General features: G+C 62.6%; 20 protein-coding genes. 9 read left to right on the top strand and 11 right to left on the bottom strand.

The window, feature by feature from the left end:
- Positions 1-31 precede the first annotated feature (31 nt).
- Together ABX74_RS23620 and ABX74_RS23615 are read right to left on the bottom strand one after the other, a co-directional pair.
- A complete protein-coding gene (locus tag ABX74_RS23620) occupies positions 32-1,048 on the bottom strand; it encodes an alpha/beta hydrolase (RefSeq protein WP_019744465.1) in 1,017 nt (338 codons plus the stop codon).
- A 255-nt stretch (positions 1,049-1,303) separates the two neighbouring features.
- Positions 1,304-2,353, bottom strand: a complete 1,050-nt coding sequence (locus ABX74_RS23615; protein WP_021343370.1) for an alpha/beta hydrolase — start codon at positions 2,351-2,353, stop codon at positions 1,304-1,306.
- A gap of 233 nt (positions 2,354-2,586) precedes the next feature.
- Here ABX74_RS23615 and ABX74_RS23610 point away from each other — a divergent pair, with 233 nt between their 5' ends.
- From ABX74_RS23610 to ABX74_RS23600, 3 genes are all read left to right on the top strand, one after another.
- The gene (locus tag ABX74_RS23610) at positions 2,587-3,573 is read left to right on the top strand and encodes a dipeptidase (protein WP_047889794.1); all 987 of its coding nucleotides are present in this window, start codon (positions 2,587-2,589) and stop codon (positions 3,571-3,573) included.
- Positions 3,574-3,622: 49 nt separating this feature from the next.
- Positions 3,623-5,026, top strand: a complete 1,404-nt coding sequence (gene lpdA / locus ABX74_RS23605) for a dihydrolipoyl dehydrogenase (protein ID WP_003941477.1) — start codon at positions 3,623-3,625, stop codon at positions 5,024-5,026.
- A 182-nt stretch (positions 5,027-5,208) separates the two neighbouring features.
- Positions 5,209-6,201, top strand: a complete 993-nt coding sequence (locus tag ABX74_RS23600) for an iron-siderophore ABC transporter substrate-binding protein (protein WP_019744462.1) — start codon at positions 5,209-5,211, stop codon at positions 6,199-6,201.
- Here ABX74_RS23600 and ABX74_RS23595 read toward each other — a convergent pair.
- Entirely contained in the window at positions 6,177-6,626 is a 450-nt protein-coding gene (locus ABX74_RS23595) for a winged helix-turn-helix transcriptional regulator (protein ID WP_007735410.1), read from the bottom strand. The genes ABX74_RS23600 and ABX74_RS23595 overlap by 25 nt on opposite strands.
- 118 nt (positions 6,627-6,744) lie before the next feature.
- On the opposite strand from ABX74_RS23595, the gene ABX74_RS23590 reads away from it, so the two are divergent.
- A complete protein-coding gene (locus tag ABX74_RS23590) occupies positions 6,745-7,596 on the top strand; it encodes an SDR family oxidoreductase (protein ID WP_047889793.1) in 852 nt (283 codons plus the stop codon).
- A 52-nt stretch (positions 7,597-7,648) separates the two neighbouring features.
- On the opposite strand, the gene ABX74_RS23585 is transcribed toward ABX74_RS23590, so the two are convergent.
- Positions 7,649-9,250 carry an MFS transporter gene (locus ABX74_RS23585; protein ID WP_003941517.1) on the bottom strand — a complete coding sequence of 534 codons (1,602 nt, stop codon included), beginning with the start codon at positions 9,248-9,250 and terminating at the stop codon, positions 7,649-7,651.
- Between the two features lie 68 nt (positions 9,251-9,318).
- On the opposite strand from ABX74_RS23585, the gene ABX74_RS23580 reads away from it, so the two are divergent.
- Positions 9,319-9,894, top strand: coding sequence for a TetR family transcriptional regulator (locus ABX74_RS23580; RefSeq protein WP_019744460.1), 576 nt, complete (start codon positions 9,319-9,321; stop codon positions 9,892-9,894).
- Between the two features lie 3 nt (positions 9,895-9,897).
- Here ABX74_RS23580 and atzF read toward each other — a convergent pair whose 3' ends face one another.
- The 6 genes from atzF to ABX74_RS23550 all read right to left on the bottom strand — a co-directional run bounded on the left by atzF (position 9,898) and on the right by ABX74_RS23550 (position 16,032).
- Positions 9,898-11,607: an allophanate hydrolase gene (atzF, locus tag ABX74_RS23575; RefSeq protein WP_047889792.1), complete on the bottom strand. Its 1,710-nt coding sequence runs from the start codon at positions 11,605-11,607 to the stop codon at positions 9,898-9,900.
- A gap of 17 nt (positions 11,608-11,624) precedes the next feature.
- Positions 11,625-12,326, bottom strand: coding sequence for a GntR family transcriptional regulator (locus ABX74_RS23570; protein WP_024487732.1), 702 nt, complete (start codon positions 12,324-12,326; stop codon positions 11,625-11,627).
- A gap of 76 nt (positions 12,327-12,402) precedes the next feature.
- On the bottom strand, positions 12,403-12,936 hold the full coding sequence (locus ABX74_RS23565) for a carboxymuconolactone decarboxylase family protein (RefSeq protein WP_047889791.1): 534 nt from the start codon (positions 12,934-12,936) through the stop codon (positions 12,403-12,405).
- Positions 12,933-13,739, bottom strand: a complete 807-nt coding sequence (locus ABX74_RS23560) for an SDR family NAD(P)-dependent oxidoreductase (RefSeq protein ID WP_047889790.1) — start codon at positions 13,737-13,739, stop codon at positions 12,933-12,935. The genes ABX74_RS23565 and ABX74_RS23560 overlap by 4 nt, the downstream gene beginning before the upstream one ends.
- A 97-nt stretch (positions 13,740-13,836) precedes the next feature.
- Positions 13,837-15,033, bottom strand: coding sequence for an MFS transporter (locus tag ABX74_RS23555; protein ID WP_047889789.1), 1,197 nt, complete (start codon positions 15,031-15,033; stop codon positions 13,837-13,839).
- Between the two features lie 9 nt (positions 15,034-15,042).
- Complete coding sequence (locus ABX74_RS23550) at positions 15,043-16,032, bottom strand: LLM class flavin-dependent oxidoreductase (protein ID WP_020906723.1); 990 nt, start codon at positions 16,030-16,032, stop codon at positions 15,043-15,045.
- A 227-nt stretch (positions 16,033-16,259) separates the two neighbouring features.
- Between ABX74_RS23550 and ABX74_RS23545 the strand changes: the two genes are divergently transcribed.
- The 4 genes from ABX74_RS23545 to ABX74_RS23530 are packed head-to-tail and all read left to right on the top strand — an operon-like array spanning position 16,260 to position 19,560.
- Positions 16,260-16,889 (top strand): SipW-dependent-type signal peptide-containing protein, encoded by a 630-nt coding sequence (locus ABX74_RS23545; RefSeq protein ID WP_019744453.1) that lies wholly within the window; start codon positions 16,260-16,262, stop codon positions 16,887-16,889.
- Positions 16,890-16,896: 7 nt separating this feature from the next.
- Complete coding sequence (locus tag ABX74_RS23540; protein WP_223257990.1) at positions 16,897-17,514, top strand: hypothetical protein; 618 nt, start codon at positions 16,897-16,899, stop codon at positions 17,512-17,514.
- A gap of 10 nt (positions 17,515-17,524) precedes the next feature.
- Complete coding sequence (locus tag ABX74_RS23535) at positions 17,525-18,133, top strand: signal peptidase I (protein WP_030535532.1); 609 nt, start codon at positions 17,525-17,527, stop codon at positions 18,131-18,133.
- Positions 18,130-19,560 (top strand): hypothetical protein, encoded by a 1,431-nt coding sequence (locus ABX74_RS23530; protein ID WP_047889787.1) that lies wholly within the window; start codon positions 18,130-18,132, stop codon positions 19,558-19,560. Before ABX74_RS23535 ends, ABX74_RS23530 begins: the two co-directional genes overlap by 4 nt.
- Here ABX74_RS23530 and ABX74_RS23525 read toward each other — a convergent pair whose 3' ends face one another.
- Positions 19,561-20,250: a GntR family transcriptional regulator gene (locus ABX74_RS23525; RefSeq protein WP_047889786.1), complete on the bottom strand. Its 690-nt coding sequence runs from the start codon at positions 20,248-20,250 to the stop codon at positions 19,561-19,563.
- Position 20,251 lies beyond the last annotated feature (1 nt).

Below are 20,251 nucleotides of genomic sequence, written 5' to 3'. Positions count from 1 at the left end.
CTGGAGCGGGGTCGAGTGAGAACGAATCGGGTCAGACGCCCAGGGAGTGAGCGAGCATCGGCCAGGAGTTGTGGAGATCGTCTTGCCAGTAGCCCCACGAGTGGGTGCCGGTCGGCTTGAAGTCGAAGGTGGCCGGGATCTTCAGGTCGCTCAGGCGGTAGGCGAGGTTGTGGGTGCAGTAGTTGACCGCTGCCTCGATGATGCCGCCGACGATCGCCTGGTTGGCGAGCGCACCGACCTGACCGTTGATCGCGGGATTGGCGAGAGTGTCGTGTGGGCCGGGGAGGCCGGAGCCGGTGGAGACGTAGAGCTCGGTGCCGCGGAGCTTCTCGGCGTTGAGGACCGGATCGTTGTCCTTCCAGCCCTGACCGTCGAGGGGGCCCCACATGTTGGTGATGTCAGCTCCGCCGCGGGTACCTGTGACAAGTTCGATCGCACTCTGACCGACGGGAGTGCTGGTCTCGGCACATCCGCTGTACGCGCCGACACCCTTGTAGAGGCCGGGAGCCGCGATGGCGAGGTTGAGGACCGACGTGGCGGTCATGGAGATCGCGGAGATGGACTGGACCTTGTTGGTGTTGAACTCGGCGTCGATGACGGGCGGGAGTTCCTTGGTCAGGAACGTCTGCCACTTCTGGCGACCGAGAACCGGATCGTCGTTCACCCAGTCGGTGTAGTAGCTGAATGCGCCTTCGAGTGGAGTGACGACGTTGACGTTCTTGTCCTGGAAGAAGTTCATGACGTCGGTCTTGCGTTGCCAGGTCGCCGAGTCTTCGCCGCCGCCTGCACCGTTGAGCAGGTAGAGCGTCGGGCGGGGTTCGCTGCCATCTGCTGGGAGGATGACCTCGAGCGGGATGTTGCGATCCATCGCCGGGGAGAAGACCGAGATGGTGACCTTGCGGTCGCCGGTCTTGGTGTTGCTCACGACGTGCGATCCGGACGTGTCACCGCCCGCAGAAGCTGTCGCCGGACTGATCAGCATCGGCAGCACCGTGGCCACTGCGAGAGCTGCGATCACACTGCCACGCTTGAAAATTCGAGCACGCATACGTTCGGATCCTCCACCTGAATGTCTTCGGATCCGGAACGGATCGAAGTGCCTGTGAGCCCTTACTGGAACAGGTTCACTTTTTGTTATGTGTCAGTAAAGCAGAGCGGGCGCAGAAAGTGACGCGATTCGATTGCCTGACAATTGAATTGGCCCCGGAATTAACCCCCGAATTAACCCCCGAATCGGCCCAGACAAGCACTCGACCCCGCTCCAGGAAGTGCAGGGAGCGGGGTCGAGTCGGAACGATTTCGGTCAGATGCCCATCGAACGAGCGAGCATCGGCCAGGAGTTGTGGAGATCGTCTTCCCAGTAGCCCCACGAGTGGGTGCCGGTCGGCTTGAAGTCGAAGGTGGCCGGGATCTTGAGATCGTTGAGGCGGTAGGCGAGGTTGTGGGTGCAGTAGTTGACTGCTGCCTCGATGACGCCGCCGACGATCACCTGGTTGGCGAGTGTGCCGACCTGTCCGTTGATCGCCTCGTTGTTCAGGGTGTCGTGCGGGCCGGGGAGTCCGGAGCCGGTGGAGATGAAGAGCTCGGTGCCGCGGAGCTTCTCGGCGTTGACGACGGGGTCGTTGTCGATCCAGCCCTGGCCGTCGAGGGGGCCCCACATGTTGGTCACGTCAGCGTCGCCGCGCATGCCCACAACCAGTTCGATGGAGGACTGGCCGACCGGTGTGCTGGTCTCGGCGCATCCGCTGTATGCACCGACGCCCTTGTAGAGGCCCGGAGCTGCGATGGCGAGGTTGAGGACCGAGGTCGCGGTCATCGAGATCGCGGAGATCGACTGGACGCCGTTGGTGTTGAACTCGGCGTCGATGACGGGCGGGAGTTCCTGGGTCAGGAACGTCTGCCACTTCTGACGGCCGAGGGACGGGTCGTCGTTCACCCAGTCGGTGTAGTAGCTGAATGCACCTTCGAGAGGGGTGACGACGTTGACGTTCTTGTCAGCGAAGAACTCGTTGACGTCGGTCTGACGCTGCCACGTCGCCCGGTCTTCGCCGCCGCCTGCACCGTTGAGCAGGTAGAGCGTCGGGCGGGGTTCGCTGCCGTCTGCTGGGAGGATGACCTCGAGCGGAATGTCGCGTCCCATGGAAGGTGAGTACACCTTGATGGTGGCGATGCGCCCGTTGTCCGTGCGGCTCGAGAGCTTGGAACCCGTTGTGTTTGCCTTGGCAACAGTTGCCGTGGTGGTCGACGGATCTCCGCCTGCGGACGACACTGCAGGGCTGATCAGCATCGGCAGCACGGATACTGCGGCTACAGCTGCGACCAGACGGCCACGCTTGAAAGTGCGAGCACGCATACGTTCAGAAACCTCCACCTAAAATTCCTTCGAATCCGCCCAGGAGTGAACGGTCCTTTGTTGCTGTTCCCGTACGGGAATTCATGCTGGGTACATGCTCTGTCGATAGGTACAGGGCGTGTGAGTCTTGTAAGTTCTACCGCATCGGTGCGTTATCCGCCAGTGAACCAGAGATTTGCTGAACGTACGACCAGTTTCAGGTGAATTTCCCTGATCATCGACGGGATTAGTGAGTGAACCGGACATATCCACTATGGGAACAACATTGTTGCCTACCTCTGCAGTCGAACGCGTCTGTCGAAGATCTTCTCCGATATCAGCGCCCAGCGGGGAGTTACGTTTCGGTGAACGTCGGTTACTCGCCGCAGACTCGCGCGGACTCGACGGCAATCGCCAAGAGTTTCGCGTGGCAGGCGCGGGTCGAGTTCCCGGAGATAACCCCTGTCTTCACCGTCGACGGCGTCGTCGAGATTCAGGAGTCGGGCGGAATTGCCCTGGCCTTCGACCTGGAGGACTCGAATCCGCTGGAGGGAGACCTGGCCAACGTCTCGTACTTCTGCGACCTCGGAGTCCGCTCGATGTTGCCGACGTATAACTACATGAACGCTGCGGGCTGCGGCTGCTTGGACCTGGCGGACACGGGGTTGAGTGGATACGGCCGTGACCTGGTTGCCGAGATGAATCGCGTCGGAATGACGGTCGACGGCTCACATTGTTCGGTACAGACGGGGTTGGACATCTCAGCTATCACCCAGCGAGCAATGATCTACAGCCACTCGAACCTCCGAAGGTTGTGGGAGCATCCGCGCAACATCACCGACGATCAGGCCAGAGCGTGTGCGGAGACCGGCGGCGTCATCGGGATCAACGGCGTGGGCATATTCCTCGGCGTCAACGGACCGGATGACGACCAGACTCGGCTGTCCGCGATGGCCGACCACATCGAAGAGGCTGTGGGACTCGTCGGCATCGATCACGTCGGGATCGGCTCCGACTTCTCCTTCGACGCCGACGACTTCCGCGAAGAGATCGAGCAGAACCCGTCGTCGTTCTCCGAGGCGTACACCGCGTGGGGGCCACTGCAGTGGACTCCTCCGGAGGGTGTGCTGACACTTGATCAGGTATTGCGTGACCGAGGCTTCGACGAGCCGTCGATCGAGGCCGTGTACGGCGGAAATTTCGCCCGAGTTGCCCGAGAAGTGTGGGCTACCGACGGGTAATGCGACCATCTGGGGACAGCGAAACGATGCAGGACTACCCTGGTGAATCGTGACCTCACACTATGACGTCGTTGTCCTCGGAGCCGGCCCCGGTGGGTACGTCGCTGCTATCCGCGCGGCACAACTGGGCCTGAGCACCGCCATCATCGAGCAGAAGTACTGGGGCGGTGTATGCCTGAATGTCGGCTGCATTCCGTCCAAGGCGCTTCTCCGTAACGCCGAACTCGCGCACATCTTCACGAAAGAAGCGAAGACGTTCGGCATGTCCGGAGACGTGTCCTTCGATTTCGGCTCCGCTTTCGATCGCAGCCGCAAGGTCGCGGACGGGCGAGTCAAGGGCATTCACTTCTTGATGAAGAAGAACAAGATCCCGGAGTACGACGGCAAGGGCACGTTCGTCGACGCCAACACCATCAGCGTGGAGCTGAGCAAGGGTGGCACCGAGACGATCACGTTCGACAACGCGATCATCGCGACGGGTTCGTACACCAAGCTGCTGCCCGGCACCTCGCTGAGCGAGAACGTCGTGACCTACGAAGAGCAGATCCTCACCCGTGACCTTCCGGGTTCGATCCTGATCGTCGGTGCCGGCGCGATCGGCATGGAGTTCGGTTACGTCCTCAAGAACTACGGCGTCGACGTCACGATCGTCGAGTTCCTCGATCGGGCACTGCCCAACGAGGACGCCGACGTCTCGAAGGAAATCGCCAAGCAGTACAAGAAGCTCGGCGTCACCATCAAGACCGGTGCCGCTGTGCAGTCCATCAGCGACGACGGCAGCAAGGTCACCGTCTCGATCAAGGACAACAAGTCCGGCGAGATCGAGACCGTGGTCGTCGACAAGGTTCTGCAGTCCGTCGGCTTCGCACCGCGTGTGGAGGGCTTCGGTCTCGAGAACACCGGTGTCGCGTTGACCGATCGCGGCGCCATCGCGATCGACGACTACATGCGCACCAACGTCCCGCACATCTTCGCCATCGGCGACGTCACCGCCAAGCTGCAGCTCGCGCACGTCGCAGAAGCTCAGGCTGTCGTCGCTGCCGAGACCATCGGCGGCGCGGAGACGCAGACACTCGGTGACTACCGGATGATGCCGCGTGCGACGTTCTGCCAGCCGCAGGTCGCCTCGTTCGGTTTGACCGAGGAGCAGGCCAAGGCCGAGGGCTACGACGTCAAGGTCGCGAACTTCCCGTTCGCTGCCAACGGCAAGGCACACGGTCTCGGTGACCCGACCGGTTTCGTCAAGCTGATCGCCGACAAGAAGTACGGCGAACTGCTCGGCGGGCACCTCATCGGACCGGACGTTTCGGAACTGCTGCCTGAGCTGACCTTGGCCCAGAAGTGGGACCTCACGGTCAACGAGTTGGCACGCAACGTCCACACCCACCCCACACTCAGTGAGGCACTGCAGGAAGCGATCCACGGCCTCGCCGGCCACATGATCAACTTCTGACGGCAGGGCCTTCGGCCCCGTGCGCCTTTTCGGTAGTTCGCACTACCGGAAAGGCACACGGGGTTTTCGTCTTTTGTGTCGAGTTGTGTTGCGAAACCGCCATCTGAGGCCTTCGAGTCGGGGTGTAGGCGCGCAACGCATTAGCGTCCCGAGTCGACCATCCGGCTTTCGAAGGACCACTCATGAAAACTCGTTCCGTACTGCTCGCGGCTTGCGTCGCGCTGACGCTCTCCGCCTGTGGAACCTCAGGTGACTCCGGATCGGACACCGAAGCTTCGGGTGCCGCCGAGGCGGGGGCGTTCCCCGTGACCGTCGACCACGCCTACGGTTCGACGACGATCGACGCGGAGCCTATGCGCATCGTGACCATCGGATGGAGTGGCCAGGATGCGGTGATCGCACTGAACAAGGTTCCGGTCGCCATGGAGAGCTTCTCCGGCGACGGCATCGAGAACAACATCCTGCCCTGGGACGCTTCGCGTCTGAACGGTGCCAAGCCCGTTCTCATGACGACCAATCCCGATATCCCGTTCGAGCAGATCCTCGGCCTCGATCCCGACGTGATCCTCGCCGTCTACTCCGGCATCGACGAGGGCGAGTACAAGCGTCTCAGTGACATCGCGCCGACCGTCGCGTTCCCCGACCAGCCGTGGGATACGGCGTGGGACAAGCAGATGAGCATGATCGGTGCAGCGCTCGGACAGCCGGAGCAGGCTCAGACGCTGATCGACGAGACCGGGGCGTACTTCGAGAAGCAAGCCGCTGATCACCCACAGTTCCAGGGCAAAACCGCAACGTATGCAATGCGCACCGACGAGGGCCTGATCGTCTTCTGCGGCACCGACCCGCGGATCCGTCTTCTCGGCCAGCTCGGGGTGAAGACCTCGCCCGGTGTCGACGCAGTGTGCACTTCCGGCGACAGTTCGGTGTCCGTGGGTATGGAATCCATCGACACACTCGACGCCGACGTCTTCATTCTCGTCGACGCCGATGGCACCAACCTGGACAAGCTGATGTCCTTCGGTCCGTTCGCGAACATGACCTCGGTGTCGAATGGCCGTCTGGTTCGTCTGGTCGGAATGGACTACGCGATGGCTACGTCCGCTCCGACGGTGCTGAGCGTTCCCTACGCATTCGACGAGTTCATCGCTCAGCTTTCGGACAAGTTGAGCTGATTCCGAGCGTCGTACGACGCTTGTGACGCAACGATTTTCGGAACCTGCGACTCGAGTAGTTCGATCAGGGCCGTGATCTTTGCGGCGACGTCGGCGCCGAGTTCGGTCAGGCTGTATTCCACTTTGGGCGGGATGGTTTCGAGTACCTCACGGTGCACGAGGCCATCCCGCTCGAGTGTTTGCAGGGTCTGCGAGAGCATGCGCTCGCTGACTCCGTCGACGCGTCGGCGCAGGGCACTGAACCGGTACGGGCCCTCGTTCAATGCCGCCAGCGCGAGTGCGCCCCAGCGTCCGGTTGCATTCTGCAATGCCGCCCGAGAGTTGCACCCGCGAGCGAAGACGTCAGCCTCGAGCGTTGGGTCCACGACGTCGGCATTCGGATCAGGGGTCTGGGCAGCACGTGAAGGTGAGTCGGTGCTGGTCATGAACCCATGTTACTACTGCACGATCCCATAGCGCTAACTCGACGTGTTGCACTTACGAAAAATAAGTGCATGATGGTTGCAGAACGCATTTACGCTTCAACCTGGATCGGGAGTTCGCATGAGCATTGCAGTCACCGGCGCAACCGGAAACCTCGGACAACTGGTAGTCGAGTCGTTGATCGAGCGGGGAACCGCCGCGTCCGACATCGTCGCAGTCGTCCGCAATCCACAGAAGGCGGAAAGCCTCGCCGCCCGCGGAGTAGTTGTACGTCAAGCGGACTATGCCGATGCCTCGGCGTTGGAAACCGCATTGGCGGGCGTCGACAAGCTGGTGCTGATCTCGGGAAGTGAAGTGGGGTCACGGCTCGCGCAACACACCAACATCATCGACGCGGCGAAGGCTGCCGGCGTCGGATTCATCGCCTACACGAGCATCTTGAATGCTCAGGACACGCCGATGAAGCTTGCTGCCGAGCACAAGGCGACCGAGGACGTGCTCACTCGGAGCGGTATTCCGTTCGCGCTGTTGCGCAACGGTTGGTACTGGGAGAACTTCACCAACGACCTGGCCGGTGTGATCGAACGCGGCGCACTGGTCGGTGCGGGAGCGGAAGGCAAGATCGCGGCTGCGGCGCGTGCGGATTACGCCGACGCCGCAGCAGTAGTCGCGACCACCGATGGTCATGAAGGTGCAGTGTACGAGTTGGGCGGTGACGAGAGGCTCACCTACGCCGAATTGGCCGAGAAGATCGGCGAATTTGCCGGCAAGCCCGTCGCGTACCAGTTCGTGAGCGAGGACGCATACAAGGGGATTCTCGAGAGCGTCGGCCTGCCTGCCCCGGTCGCAGAAGTTCTCGCGGATTCCGATGCTGCAATTGCCAAGGGGGCGTTGGACACTGAGTCTGGTGACCTGCAGAAGTTGATCGGCCGCAGCAGCACTCCGGTGGCTGAGGTGTTGAGGAAGGCCTGACCTGCTGTGCGCCTTTATTAACCGCGGGCGGTTAATAAAGGCGCACAGGGGGTTATCCCATGTGGACTGCACCCTCGGCGGGCAGATCACCCTTCTTGGCGCGGACCAGAACCAGCACTACCGGTGCGATGATCGCCAACAGGATTGCCGCCCAACCGAATGCGGCCGAGTATCCGGATACCTCGGCGCCGAAGAAGTAGTCCGTCATCGAGGCGACGAAGTCCTGTACCGGCTGGGGGAGTAGCGCCAATTGGTCCCCGGTCGGGATGGTCGCATTCGACATGTCGACAGGAATGCCTTCCGGCGGGATCGGCGCCGCGTTGTCGGCGGTGAAGGCCGACTTTGCCGAAGCGTAGATCGTGGTGAACAGTGCGGTTCCGAGTGCGCCGCCGATCTGCAGGGTGGCGTTGACCAGGGCACTGGCAGCGCCGGCGTCGTGGTCGGGAACACCGATCAGTGCGAGGTTCTGCATCGGCACCATCAGCAGGCCCAGTCCGAAGCCGAAGATCGCGAGGCCGGGGAACACGTGCGTCCAGTAGGAGCTGTGCACCTCGATCTGGGTCAGCATGAGCAGTCCTACCGCTGCCACCAGCGGGCCGGCGACCATGAGCGGCTTGGGGCCGATCTTGGTGGACAACTGCGCTGCGATGGTCGACGCCAACACGATGAAGAATGCCATCGGCAGCGATCCGACGCCGGCCATGACCGGGCTGAATCCGAGCACGATCTGCAGGTAGAACGTCAGGTACAACGTGCCGCCGAGCAGGGCGGCGCCCACCAGCATTGAGCCGATCAGAGCAGCGCCGCGATCACGATGCCACGGAACGCTCAGCGGTAGAAGCGGATTCTTGCTGCGGCTCTCGACGACCACGAAGATGGCGAGGAAGACCAGGCCCAGTGCGATGAACAGCAAAGTGTCTGCCTGACCCCAGCCGTGCTCGGCGCGTGTGAATCCGTAGACCAGTGAGCCGAGCCCCAGGGCGATGAGGACAGCGCCGGGAAGGTCGTAGCTCGTGTCGCCGTGCGCTTTGGTTTCCTTGACGATCGGGACGGCTGCAGCGATGGCGATCAGCGCGATCGGGATGTTGACGAGCAGGCACCAGCGCCAGTCGACGTACTGCGTCAGCACTCCACCGAGGAGCAGGCCGATGGCAGCGCCACCGCCGGAGATCGCGCCGTAGACGGCAAAAGCCTTGGCGCGCTCCTTCTCTCCGATGAAGGTGGTGGTGAGCATCGACAGCGCAGCGGGCGCGAGCAATGCTGCGAAGACGCCCTGGCCGGCGCGGGCGATGAACAGTTCGATACCGCTCTGCGCGATGCCGCCGATGCCGGAGGCAACCGCGAAGCCCGCCATGCCGACGATGAAGGATCGCTTTCGGCCCCAGTAGTCTGCGATACGTCCGCCGAGGAGCAGCAGCGCACCGAACGCCAAGGCGTACGACGTGACCACCCACGCGCGGTCAAGGTCGCTGATGCCCAGTTCCTCCTGGGCTGCCGGCAGGGCGATGGAGACGATGGTGCCGTCGAGCACCACCATGAGTTGAGCGAACGCGACGATGCAGAGCACCAGCCAGCGACGTTGATGATTCGGATTCTCGGAGACAGCCGGGATCGGTGGCAGAGTGCCGCCGTCGACGTGGGACGTGGTGGTCATTGGAAAAAGGTATTCCAGCCTTCTCGGGTGAGTCAAACGAAATAGTTCGTTCGGTTACCATCATCACTATGGCTCCCACTGACGTGACCGCGACGAAACAGCGAATCCTCGACGCTGCGCAAGAAGAATTCGGCACCTACGGGCTTGCCGGTGCGCGCATAGATCGGATTGCGAAGAACGGAAACGCCAGTAAGGAGCGCCTCTACGCCTATTTCGGCGACAAGGTCGCGTTGTTCCACGCGGTGCTCGACGTCGACTTCGAGCAGGCGATGGAGTCCGTCGAGTTCACCGGTGAAGACATGCCCGCGCATGCCGTCGAACTGTTCGACGCAATGCTCGCCAAACCACAGATTCAACGGATGATGATCTGGGGTCAATTGCAGGGTGAGGCACCACGGATGAAGAAGCTGGCCGAGGAACATTCCAGCTGGGTTCCGCGAATGGCCACGATCCGAAAGGCTCAAGAAGACGGCCTCATCTCGAAGCACTGGGATCCCCAGGACCTGATCACGATGCTGTTCGGCCTCGTGTTCGGTTGGGTAGTGGCCCCCGGTGTGGCCGACAACCAGAACGTCGACGCCGACGAGATCGCGCGCCGCCGTGAAGTGGTGCGCGAGGCCGTCACTCGAATCTGCAAGCCCTGACTGTCAGCGAGAGAGGTACGCGGCCCAACCGCCGTAGCCGGTGATGTCAGCTGCGCCGTTTACGGCGTCATGAGTGCAGCTGAAACCGACTGTCGTTCTGCCGTCCGATAACTCGACGCTGGTGAGCGCCATCGGCGCGGGCAAGGCGGCGAGAAACGTTCCCAGGCCAGCCGGTGAGATCCGGAAGATCTCGCCGACGACCGGTGCGCCGAGTCCAGGGCCACGGCGTACCAGGCCGGGCTTCGGTGGCGTCGTGTCGAGAGCGAAGAGCCGGTAGGCATCCGAGGTCGTGACGGTTTCGACGTACCGCGCGCCGAGGTCGACCAACTGTGTGTTGAGGGGTTGCCCGCGCAGGTGAGCGCCGAATACTGCGAGGTCGATTCCGGTATTGACGAGGGTGGGTGAAGGCACATCACCGAGTCGTGCGGCGAGGTCGATGGCGATCTGGTCGTCGAAAGCGGGTACGACGAACATGACGCCGAACGGGTGATCTTCGGCAGTGCGGTGTCCGGGCGTCGCGACGGCCGCCATGTCGAGCAGGTTGCAGAAGTTGGTGAAAGTTCCCATCCGGCGGTTGATTCCGAATGGATCCTCGGTCACGGCAGCGATGGTCGGATGTTCGGTGGTGGTGGGAAGCAGTAGGGCGTCGAACCCTGCGAGGAGTTCCCGGGCGGCAGCCTTGGTGCGGGTGAGAGCGTCGAGATCGTCGACTAGCTGGTATCCGGTGGGGTGCTTCGCGCCGAGCACGATGTCGGACACCGCGGGATCTGCTCCGGCAGGACGAGTTTCGAGGAACTCGCCGGCAGCGGCGTACCGCTGCGCCACCACGGCGCCGTCGTAGAGCAATCGGGCCGCGTCGAGCAGCCCGGAGATGTCGACGGTCTCGGTCTCGGCGCCGCCTGCCACCAGAGCTGTCACAGTGTCCTGAAATGCTGCCAGATACGACGGGCTCAGTTGAGCGAGATCCTCGATTCGGGGGACCGCGACGCGGGGATTCGGCGCCGCCGCGAGACGAACGTCGGAAGGCCAGACGCGGCTGCGGGGATCTCGAGGTTCGTGGCCGACCATGATTGCCGCTGCCGCGGATGCCGATTCGAGGTCGCCGGCAAATACCGTCAAAGCGTCGTAGTCGATGCAGGCGGGCACTACTCCGTGGACGGGAATGACGCCGAGCGAGAGCTTGAGTCCGTAGATCCCGTGGAACGCTGCCGGCACCCGGCCCGAACCGGCAGTGTCGGTGCCGATTCCGATATCCGCAATCCCCAGTGCCACGGCGACGGCGGATCCGGAGCTACTACCGCCCGAGATCAACTTCTCGTCCCAGGCGCAGCGAACGGCTCCGTACGGACTGCGCGTTCCGACCAGTCCGGTGGCGAACTGGTCCAGATTGGTCTTCCCCAGAACAACAGCCCCGTGCTCGATCAACCGCGCAACGGCACTGGCAGTTTCGTCCGGCGCATACGCGAATTCGGGGCACGCCGCTGTGGTCGGCAGACCGGCGACGTCGACGTTGTCCTTGACGGCGACCAGGCGCCCAGCCAGGGGAAGATGCTCGCCCGCGGCGAGTCTGGCTTCGGCCGAGGCGGCATCGGCAAGCACATCTTCCTTGCAGCGCAACGTGATCCAGACTTCGGGGCGATCTACTTCCTCGATCCGCTGGAAGGCCTGCTCGACCCGGGCTGTCGGGGTGAAAACTTCTGCTGCGATGGTCATGCTGTGTACTGCTCCGATCAGTCCGTGATGGTGGCGAGTGAGAGCGCGGTGATCGCGCGGGTCACCCGGTCGAGGACGACGTCGAGAGACTCGCCGATGTGCTGGTGCAAAAGCGTGCGGGCCTCGGGCAGATTGCCGGCACGTAGTTCTTCGAGGATTCGAATGTGCTCCGCGATCGAGGTGTCGATGCGGCCGTTGACCATGAAGTCGTACATCCGAACGTGCCGGATACGGGAATTCACCGACAGCAGCGACGCGACCAGTTCATTGTTTCCCGACGCCCTCAGTACGGCGACGTGGAATTCCTCGTCCAGTTCGACGAACCCCGGTTCCTGAGCCGGCGGATCGAGAGCTAAGGCACGCCACCGCACCAACTCGTCGTCGAGGATTGTTCGGTCGTGCCGGATCGTCGGATCTGCGATCGCCCGGGTAATTCCTTGTAGTTCCAGAGTGATTCGGAGTTCGTACAGATCTCGGATCCGCGGGATGCTCGGGCGCACGGCGGAGAACCCGTACTCTTCCCGGCGCAGGAGTCCATCGGCGCACAGCATCGTCAACGCTTCCCGTACTGGTGTGCGAGAAATGCCGAAACGCGTGGAGAGCTTCGGTTCCGTCAGGCGCTGATCGAACCCGATGGTCCCGTTGACCAGTTCGGTGCGTAGTTCCCGGTAGACCACCTCACGCAGTGGCTCCGGCGCCGTATTCATCCCTGTCGACATACCTGTATACGCTATTGATCAGGTGTTTCGTCCAGATGTCTTCGGGTAAGAGCTGAGTTACGGCCGCCGCGGAACTTCAGGAGAAGTCGCGCTGAACCCGCAAGGTTCCGATCGTGGTGGCCAGGCCGTCGTACTGAGTGACCAGCAAGGTGAATTCGATCAGCCGACGATCGTCGAGATGCTGCGAGAGCGTTCCCCACGTGTTGTCGGTGATGTCCTTGGTGGTGACCAGCTCGTCGACCGCAGTCAAGATCGCACGGTGACGCGGACTCAACCCGGAAGCGCCAGGGCCCTCGATGATTCGGGCCAGTTCTTCTGCGTCGATTCCGGCTTTGCGGCCGAGCCTGATGTGGTGATCCATCTCGTAACCGCAGTCCCGCAGGTGCGCGACCCGCAGGATGATCAGTTCGGTGTCGTGGCGAGAGATCTTGCCGCCGGGCATGAGTGAGCCGGAGTAGTGCAGCCAACCGCGGAAGAGTCCACCCGTGCGCCCCAAGGTGCTGAACAGATGCGCGTCGGGTGCTCCGGCGGCCTTCGACAGGACACGCCAGATTCCCCAGTTGATCGGACCGAGGTCTTTGAATCGGCCGGGCGGGATGCGGGGGTTCATGCGACTCCACGGATGTGAGAGGGACGGAGGTCGATAGCTCGTTGCGCGATGTGGCGAACCGCAGCGCTGCGGCGGGGCGCGTGTACGCGTGACTTCCGGCCGACGATACCGCGCTCGAACGCGTCGACGGCGTCAGCGACGGTCGTGGTGCCGGCGCTGGCGAGGGTTCCGCGAGCGCCGTCGAAAGAGAGTGCGGTGGTATCGGTGTCGATGTCTCCGATATACGCGACGCCCACCTTGGTACCAAGGTGTTTCATTTCCAGGCGCAACGCGTCGCCCAACGCTTCGACACCGGCGCGCGAAGCACCGAACGGTCCGCGGAACGGGTGCTTCGCCGCGCCGTGGGCCGAGGCGACCACCAGGGCGTAACCATCTTCGTGACTGATGTGGGGACCGGCTGCGCGCAGGGTGTAGTACGTGCCCATGAGGTTGACTTCGACTGCGCGACGCATGTCTTCGACGTCTCCGCCGAGGATCGACGAGTTCGCCTCGACGCCGGCATTGGCCACGACGACGTCGATGCCTCCCAGCTTCTCGGCGATGTAGTCGACGCCGCGAGATACCTGCTCGGGGTCGGCGACATCGCACAACTGCCACGGCGCGCGGCCGCAGGAAGTGGCGACTTGCTCGAGAAGTTCCGGCTCGAGGCCGAGCAGTCCCACGGACGCACCACGGTCGTACAGGCGTCTGGCCAGCAAAGAACCGATATTACGGGCAGCACCGGTGATCAGGATGCGCCGACCCGTCAGATCGTCGGCACTGCTCTTGGCCGATTCGGCCTTGCCCGCCTCGCTCTTACCCATGTGCTGTGTCCCTACGCAGTTACCTTCTGGTCCTCCGACGCTAACACCGCCGGGTAGCTGCGACTGCAAGTACCGCCAACTCCGTCCGAACGGGTGTTCAGACCGATGCGGCTTCGAGACGCGGATGTGACGTGGAAGCCTGGGTCGACCGCAATCGACGGAATCGGACCACGGCAACGACGGCGGCAACAGCGGCGAGGATCACCAACGGCAGTGACGGACCCATCGTGGGTTCGATGACAACCAGTAGCACCGGCAGTCCGAATCCGAGATAGGTGCCGACGTAGAAGATCCCGGTCAAAGCGCCCCGCGAGGCCGGGGGAGCCAGCGACTCGAGGTCGAGCAGTCCCTCACGCAGACACAGTCCGTAGGCCGTACCGAGGACGAGCGCGCAGACGATGAACAACCCGAGCGCGGGGTGCGCGCCGCCGACTGCGACCAGGCAGTATCCGAGTGCCGCCAGTGCGGCGCCGACCGTGCCGGCCTGAGGACCCCAATTGCGATGGCGCGCAGCGGTTTGAACCAGGATTCCAGCACCCAGAGTCAGCGCCGCCGCGAAACCCGGAAGGAGAGGACCTGAGTAGCGGTCCCCGAGCCTGGCCGTCATGGTCACGAAAGACACTGTTGCGCTGGCGAACACCCATGGCGCCAACGGAAGTGCCCAGAGCAGTGCGACCTTCACACCGGTTCCCGACCGCTCTGCGCGGTCGGGAATCTGTGTGAACATCGCAGCTTTGGTGGGAGCAGGAGTACGACTCCACACAGCTGCCGCGGCAACCGAACCCACCGACAAGACGGCCGAGACGACAAAGGGCGTAGCGAGTGGGAAGGCGGCAAATTGTGCCAACAGACCCGAAAACAGTGGTCCCAGTGCAAAACCCGAGGTGAGTACGACGCCCGCCATCACGGTTCCGGACTTGCCGCGAAGGTCGGCCGCCCACGCGGTACCGGCGCCGATTGCCAGACCGGCACCGATACCGACTACGAGGCGCCCGACCATGAGCCCGGGCGCGTCGTGCCAGAGAAGAAGAATCAAGGTTCCGAGCGAGGCTATGAGTGCTCCGGGAAGGACGAGTACAGCCCGGCCGACGCGGTCCGACAGTGCTCCACCGGTCAACAGGCCGGGTAGGAGTCCGAGCGCATAGATACCGAAAACACCGTCGAGCACGGTATGCGAAAGGCCCTCGTCCACCCGGAGAACCGGGATGAGCGAAGCAAAGTGGTTGGCGGCCCAACCCGTCGAAAGTAGTACGGCCAGTACCGAGATGAACCCGCGACGGGATGGATCGCCCATACCGGCAGCTTAGGCGGGCACCAGATCGCTCACGTCGGCGAGGAGTTCAAACGTGCGCAACCATGCCTCGCGGTTGGTGCCGGTCGACACCGTGATCAGCTCGTCGGCCTGCGCATGCTCGGTGAATTCGTCGAGGTACGCACGCACCTCGGCGGGCGTGCCGATGGCGCTGTACTTGGTCATTTGCAGAACCTGCTGACCGGCGGGGGAGTCGAGCAGCATGTCCGCTTCGTCGTCCGTGAATTTGCGTCCACGCCCGAGAAGAAGACTGACGCGCGAACGCTTGGCCGCGAGGAAGTCCTGCTGAGCCTGCTCATGGGTGTCGGCGGCGATGACGTTGACGCCGGCGATGACGTACGGCTCCGCCAACTGCTCCGACGGCTTGAACTCGCGTCGGTAGATTGCGACGGCGTCGCGCAGGGCGTTGGGGGCGAAGTGCGAGGCAAATGCATACGGCAGGCCGAGCATCGCGGCGAGCTTGGCGCCGAACAGTGACGATCCGAGAATGTAGAGCGGAACGTGAGTGCCCTTACCGGGAACGGCATTGATTCCGGGGACGCGCGAGGTGTCGCCGAGGTAGCCCTGAAGCTCGAGTACGTCCTGCGGGAAGCTGTCCGAAGAACTCGGGTCGCGTCGCAAAGCCTGCATCGTCTTCTGATCACTACCGGGCGCGCGGCCGAGACCGAGATCGATTCGACCGGGGTGCAAAGTCTCGAGGGTGCCGAACTGCTCGGCGATCGTCAGCGGTGCGTGGTTGGGCAGCATGATTCCACCGGCGCCGAGGCGGATTTTGCTGGTGTTCGCGGCGACGTGGCTGATCAGAACGCTGGTTGCCGAAGACGCGATGGAACCCATGTTGTGGTGCTCGGCGTACCAGATTCGCTTGTAGCCCCACTCCTCGGCACGCTGCGCCAAGGTCACGCTGGCGTCGAAGCTGTCTTTGGCGGTTTCGTCGTCCCCGATGTGGGCGAGGTCGAGGATGGAAAGTGGTACGGCCATGGAGGTGGAGCCTTTCTCAGCGAATAGAACGCAAGCGTCGTTGGAAGGTGCAACCATCTGGCCGGCTTTCCTATTTCCCCCTGGTCAACGCCCACAGATGGCGGCGAGGAGGAGAAGGCGTCAAGTCTTTGTCTCAATTTCGGTCATTTCGGATATTTCGGGTGAAAGTGGGGGCTAGATTTCCCGAATCGGAGGTTCTTTCGCATTCCAAGTGAATCGAGACCAGCATGGCCACTGATCGGAAGGCTGTAAACAAGCGCAAAGTACGTGCATTACTAGCCGGAGGACTTGTCCTCGGTATCGGCGCCGCTGTCACCTTGGCAGCGTGGACAGACAATGTTTTCGGCGACGCGCAGTTCAAGACGGGAAGTTGGAATCTCCAGGGCAGTTTCGACGGACTGACGACCTGGGGTGAGTATCAAGTCGACGCTTCCGCCGGCCACTTCCAATTCAGCACGGGATTCAACACACTCGCACCCGGAACGACGGTATATGCGCCGGTAGCGCTACGGATCGGTCCCACGGCCAGCACTTTCGGCGCGACGGTACAACTACTCGGTGCGACGGGCGGTGATGCCGATCTCAAACCCGCCCTGCGGTACTCGGTGTATCGAGGTGTCTCCTCCACGGCCTGCACGGCGGCGGGAATTGGAGCAGGCACAGCATGGGTGGGCACGACAGCTAGTCCGGTGGCCTTGACGGCAGGTTCGGGTTCGGATGTCGCCTTGCTAGGCACGGGTGTGCCGGTCGAACTGTGCTTCGCGGTCACGCTGCCCGCCGGAGTCGACCCCTCGATCGTGTCGGGCAAGGACACCGGGCGCTTGCTCTGGCAGTTCACCGGCCAGTCCACCCCCTGACGCCTGCGTGGTCACACGGCGAATGCGTCAGGTGTACGCACTGGCGGCCTCGGGACTCGTCCTGGGTATCGGTGCAACCACCGTGGCTGCCAGTTGGGTGGACAGCACGATGGGCGATGCATCGTTTCGCACCGGAACCTTCGGAATCGAGTCGAACGTCGGTGGTGGATGGTCGTCGCATTCATCTAGTGCCCCTGGCGTTTTCACGTACACACCCTCGGCGCTCCTGATTCGCCCCGGTGCGTTCTCGTACGGCCCGATATCTCTTCGAACAGTGCCGGTCTCGCCGGCAGCATCCGTCACTCTGCAGGCGGCCACGGTTGCCGGCGACTCCACTCTGGCGTCGGCGCTTCGGTATCGGGTGGTCAAGTCGACGACCTGTGATGCGTCAGCCTTCTCCACGGGAACACCACAATTCGTGGTGGGAAGTGCGACGGTGTTTCCGTCGCTCTCAACTGGTTCCGCAGTCGGGGCCATCGCGCTACCCGCCGGTGGAGCGTCCCCGGGCGCCGCGGTGGCGCTGTGCTTCGAGATTTCGCTGCCCGGAACCTCGGCTAATTGGAGTAACTCGGCGTTGATCGGTAAAACGGCAACTCCCACTTGGCAGTTCAGTGCAACACCCTGAAGGAGCTGCAATGCCAACACATGCCCGGGCAACACATGCCCGGACGAAGAAGCGTTCGGTCCCCACGATCATCGGGGACTGCATCCTTCAGGTTCTCGCTGCCGGTGGGGTTGTTTGTATCGCTTTGGTGATCTGTGCCGTCGCCTTCGACATCACACTGATCATGTTCAAGACCGGATCGATGTCGCCGACCATTCCGACCGGATCTCTGGCAGTTGTGCGGGAAGTACCGGCAGATTCCGTCGAGGTGGGCGACGTCGTCACCGTCGATCGGGGAGTGTCCGAACTGCCGGTGACCCACCGGGTCGTCTCCGCTCGTACCCAGGACAACGGCATCACGATTCTCGATCTCAAGGGTGATGCCAACGCTTCGGCTGATCCCGCGGTATACGAGGTCACCACGGTCCGAAAGGTGCTCTGGCACGTTCCGGGATTGGCGCGGGTGATCGTCTACTTCTCGAATCCTCTTGTTCTGGGGGCGATCACGCTGACCATGGCCGCTTTGGTGGTTGCGGTATTCTGGCCGCGCAATACCGATGACGACGATGATGCCGAATTGGCCGAACCGAAAACCGAACCCATTCAGGTTCTTCTACCGCCGGACGGCGGGAGGCAATGAAGCGTCGCCACCTGTTCTCAGTCATCGTATTGGCAGTTGCGGTTGTTCTGGGCTCCGGTTTCTCGTCTCACCCACTGTTCGGAGAGACCGAAGCGGCGTGGACAGACTCCGAATACGTGACCGGTCCGATTTCCACCGGTTCATGGACGACGAGTGGGTACGGCAGAGGCGCCGGCGGGCTCGGGTTGTCCAGTGGCGGAATCGTGATAGATCTTTTCGGCAGTTCGATGTTCGAAGGTGTCTCACAACAGAACACGATTGGAAAGGACCTGGACACAACCAATCTTGTGGTTGCAAAGCTGCTGGGCGTCAACTCGTTGTCCCGGACCGGATCGATCTCGTCGTGCGCTGCCTACTCGGTCGGGCAGCCTGCGAGCGGCCGCTGCCAGTCGGCAATTGTTTCGGATACCGATGCGACGTCGACACTCACCTCGATGACCGTGACAGTGAACTTGCTGTCTCTACTGGGGATTGATCTGGTAAGTGCGCCGATAGTCACTGTGGCATCGCCGATTACGGCAGGGGCTGCGTGCGATACCTCGAACAGGGCATCGGTATCGGCGAGTAGCCCCACGAATCAGGTGACGGTGGGATCTCGCGTCCTCACGATTCCACAGCCTGCCGAGAACGGATCGGTGACGGTGACAGGGGCGGACGCCACTGTGAACGCCGCTGGCTTGGCGACGATTCAATACACGAACATCAAGCTCGTGAGCACGCGAACGTCCACGGCAACAACGGCGCAATCGACGCTGAGCGTGAGTCTTTCGATGGCAGCTTTTGCGATTCTGGGGGCGCAGATACTGGGCACCACAAACGTGACGTTCAATCTTGTAACGGCTCAATGCGGAATTGGCACCGCGACATACCCGGTCACGCCGCTGAGCCTCGCAACCGGATTTGCTGCGCGTGCGGTCAGCCCGACGCCTACTTCGGTGAGCGAACCCCCGTCATCGACGACTTCTTCGACCACGGCAGCTGAGACCACAGCAGCTGAGACCACAGCAGCTGAGAACACTGCAGGGATGACGACCACCGCGTCTGTGCCGACATCGACAGCAACCCCGACATCGACAGCAACCCCGACATCGACAGCAACGCCGACATCGACAGCAACGCCGACAACGACGGCTACACCAACCACGAGTACACCGGCTCCGGCGGACCCAATCTGGACAGTAATCCAGGGGCCCGTCGGTTCGAGTATCTCCGCCTTCACCACGGATGACGGACTCACCTGCGACGTTGCGCCTGATGCGGACTACACGAGCGAAGTTGCAGTCGAATGCTCGGACGGCACAACGGGTACGGTCCCCGGTTCTGAACTCGGCCCGAAGCCAACCGCACCGGGGGAGTACCTCAGGATCCCCCTGACGAGAGACCGCGTCACCGAAGTCGTCACCCTGAAGTCAGCGACACGACGCTGATCAATTACGCACGGCATTGGCCATGGCGGCCAACGAGAGGGCCTGACGAGCACGGTCGAGGACAACCGCACGAGAGATGTCGATGTGCGATACCAGTGCCTCGTGCGCTTGCGGAATCTTGCCGTCCAGAACCAGTTCGACGACGGAGATATGTTCCTCCACGGTGGCCTTCATACGGTCGGGAGTCAGGTAGTCGAACATCCTCACGGGGCGCAGCTTCGAGTTGACGGCCTGCAAGGCGTCGACCAACGCGTGGTTTCCGGACGAGGCGAGGAGCGCGATGTGGAACTCCTCGTCGAGCGTCACGAAACCGGCGTCCGGTACCGGCATCTGTTTGAGAAATGCGTACCACTTGTCGAGTTCGGAACCGAGCGCGTCTCGATCATGAGCGGGGGCCTCACCGTCGAGTACCCGACGAAGCCCGTGCACCTCGAGGAGTATGCGCAGCTCGTAGAGGCCACCCAACTCGTCGAGGTGCGGTCGGTACGGAAAGAGTCCATGTTCGTCGCGCTCGACCAGCCCGTCGGATTCCAACTTTGCGAGCGCTTCGCGCACCGGTGTTCGCGAGACACCGTAGAGATGGGCCAGGCGTTGCTCGCCCAGTCGTTCCGAGGGCGCGATCTGACCGGACATCAGATCGTTTCGGATCGACCGGTAAACCTGTTCGCGCAGCGGCGGCCGCACACTCATG

The sequence above is a fragment of the Rhodococcus sp. ARP2 genome (genome assembly GCF_001029585.1).
Taxonomy (GTDB): domain Bacteria; phylum Actinomycetota; class Actinomycetes; order Mycobacteriales; family Mycobacteriaceae; genus Rhodococcus_F; species Rhodococcus_F erythropolis.
The sequence above is the reverse complement of the archived record's forward strand: the minus strand, read 5'-3'. Positions and strand labels throughout refer to the sequence as shown.

What these genes read in the sequence shown, in the direction of transcription:
- ABX74_RS23620 (WP_019744465.1), bottom strand. Translation starts at nt 1,048, where the DNA reads ATGCGTGCTCGAATTTTCAAGCGTGGCAGTGTGATCGCAGCTCTCGCA.
- ABX74_RS23615 (WP_021343370.1), bottom strand. Translation starts at nt 2,353, where the DNA reads ATGCGTGCTCGCACTTTCAAGCGTGGCCGTCTGGTCGCAGCTGTAGCC.
- ABX74_RS23600 (WP_019744462.1), top strand. Translation starts at nt 5,209, where the DNA reads ATGAAAACTCGTTCCGTACTGCTCGCGGCTTGCGTCGCGCTGACGCTC.
- ABX74_RS23595 (WP_007735410.1), bottom strand. Translation starts at nt 6,626, where the DNA reads ATGACCAGCACCGACTCACCTTCACGTGCTGCCCAGACCCCTGATCCG.
- ABX74_RS23590 (WP_047889793.1), top strand. Translation starts at nt 6,745, where the DNA reads ATGAGCATTGCAGTCACCGGCGCAACCGGAAACCTCGGACAACTGGTA.
- ABX74_RS23585 (WP_003941517.1), bottom strand. Translation starts at nt 9,250, where the DNA reads ATGACCACCACGTCCCACGTCGACGGCGGCACTCTGCCACCGATCCCG.
- ABX74_RS23580 (WP_019744460.1), top strand. Translation starts at nt 9,319, where the DNA reads ATGGCTCCCACTGACGTGACCGCGACGAAACAGCGAATCCTCGACGCT.
- atzF (WP_047889792.1), bottom strand. Translation starts at nt 11,607, where the DNA reads ATGACCATCGCAGCAGAAGTTTTCACCCCGACAGCCCGGGTCGAGCAG.
- ABX74_RS23570 (WP_024487732.1), bottom strand. Translation starts at nt 12,326, where the DNA reads ATGTCGACAGGGATGAATACGGCGCCGGAGCCACTGCGTGAGGTGGTC.
- ABX74_RS23565 (WP_047889791.1), bottom strand. Translation starts at nt 12,936, where the DNA reads ATGAACCCCCGCATCCCGCCCGGCCGATTCAAAGACCTCGGTCCGATC.
- ABX74_RS23560 (WP_047889790.1), bottom strand. Translation starts at nt 13,739, where the DNA reads ATGGGTAAGAGCGAGGCGGGCAAGGCCGAATCGGCCAAGAGCAGTGCC.
- ABX74_RS23555 (WP_047889789.1), bottom strand. Translation starts at nt 15,033, where the DNA reads ATGGGCGATCCATCCCGTCGCGGGTTCATCTCGGTACTGGCCGTACTA.
- ABX74_RS23550 (WP_020906723.1), bottom strand. Translation starts at nt 16,032, where the DNA reads ATGGCCGTACCACTTTCCATCCTCGACCTCGCCCACATCGGGGACGAC.
- ABX74_RS23545 (WP_019744453.1), top strand. Translation starts at nt 16,260, where the DNA reads ATGGCCACTGATCGGAAGGCTGTAAACAAGCGCAAAGTACGTGCATTA.
- ABX74_RS23535 (WP_030535532.1), top strand. Translation starts at nt 17,525, where the DNA reads ATGCCAACACATGCCCGGGCAACACATGCCCGGACGAAGAAGCGTTCG.
- ABX74_RS23530 (WP_047889787.1), top strand. Translation starts at nt 18,130, where the DNA reads ATGAAGCGTCGCCACCTGTTCTCAGTCATCGTATTGGCAGTTGCGGTT.
- ABX74_RS23525 (WP_047889786.1), bottom strand. Translation starts at nt 20,250, where the DNA reads ATGAGTGTGCGGCCGCCGCTGCGCGAACAGGTTTACCGGTCGATCCGA.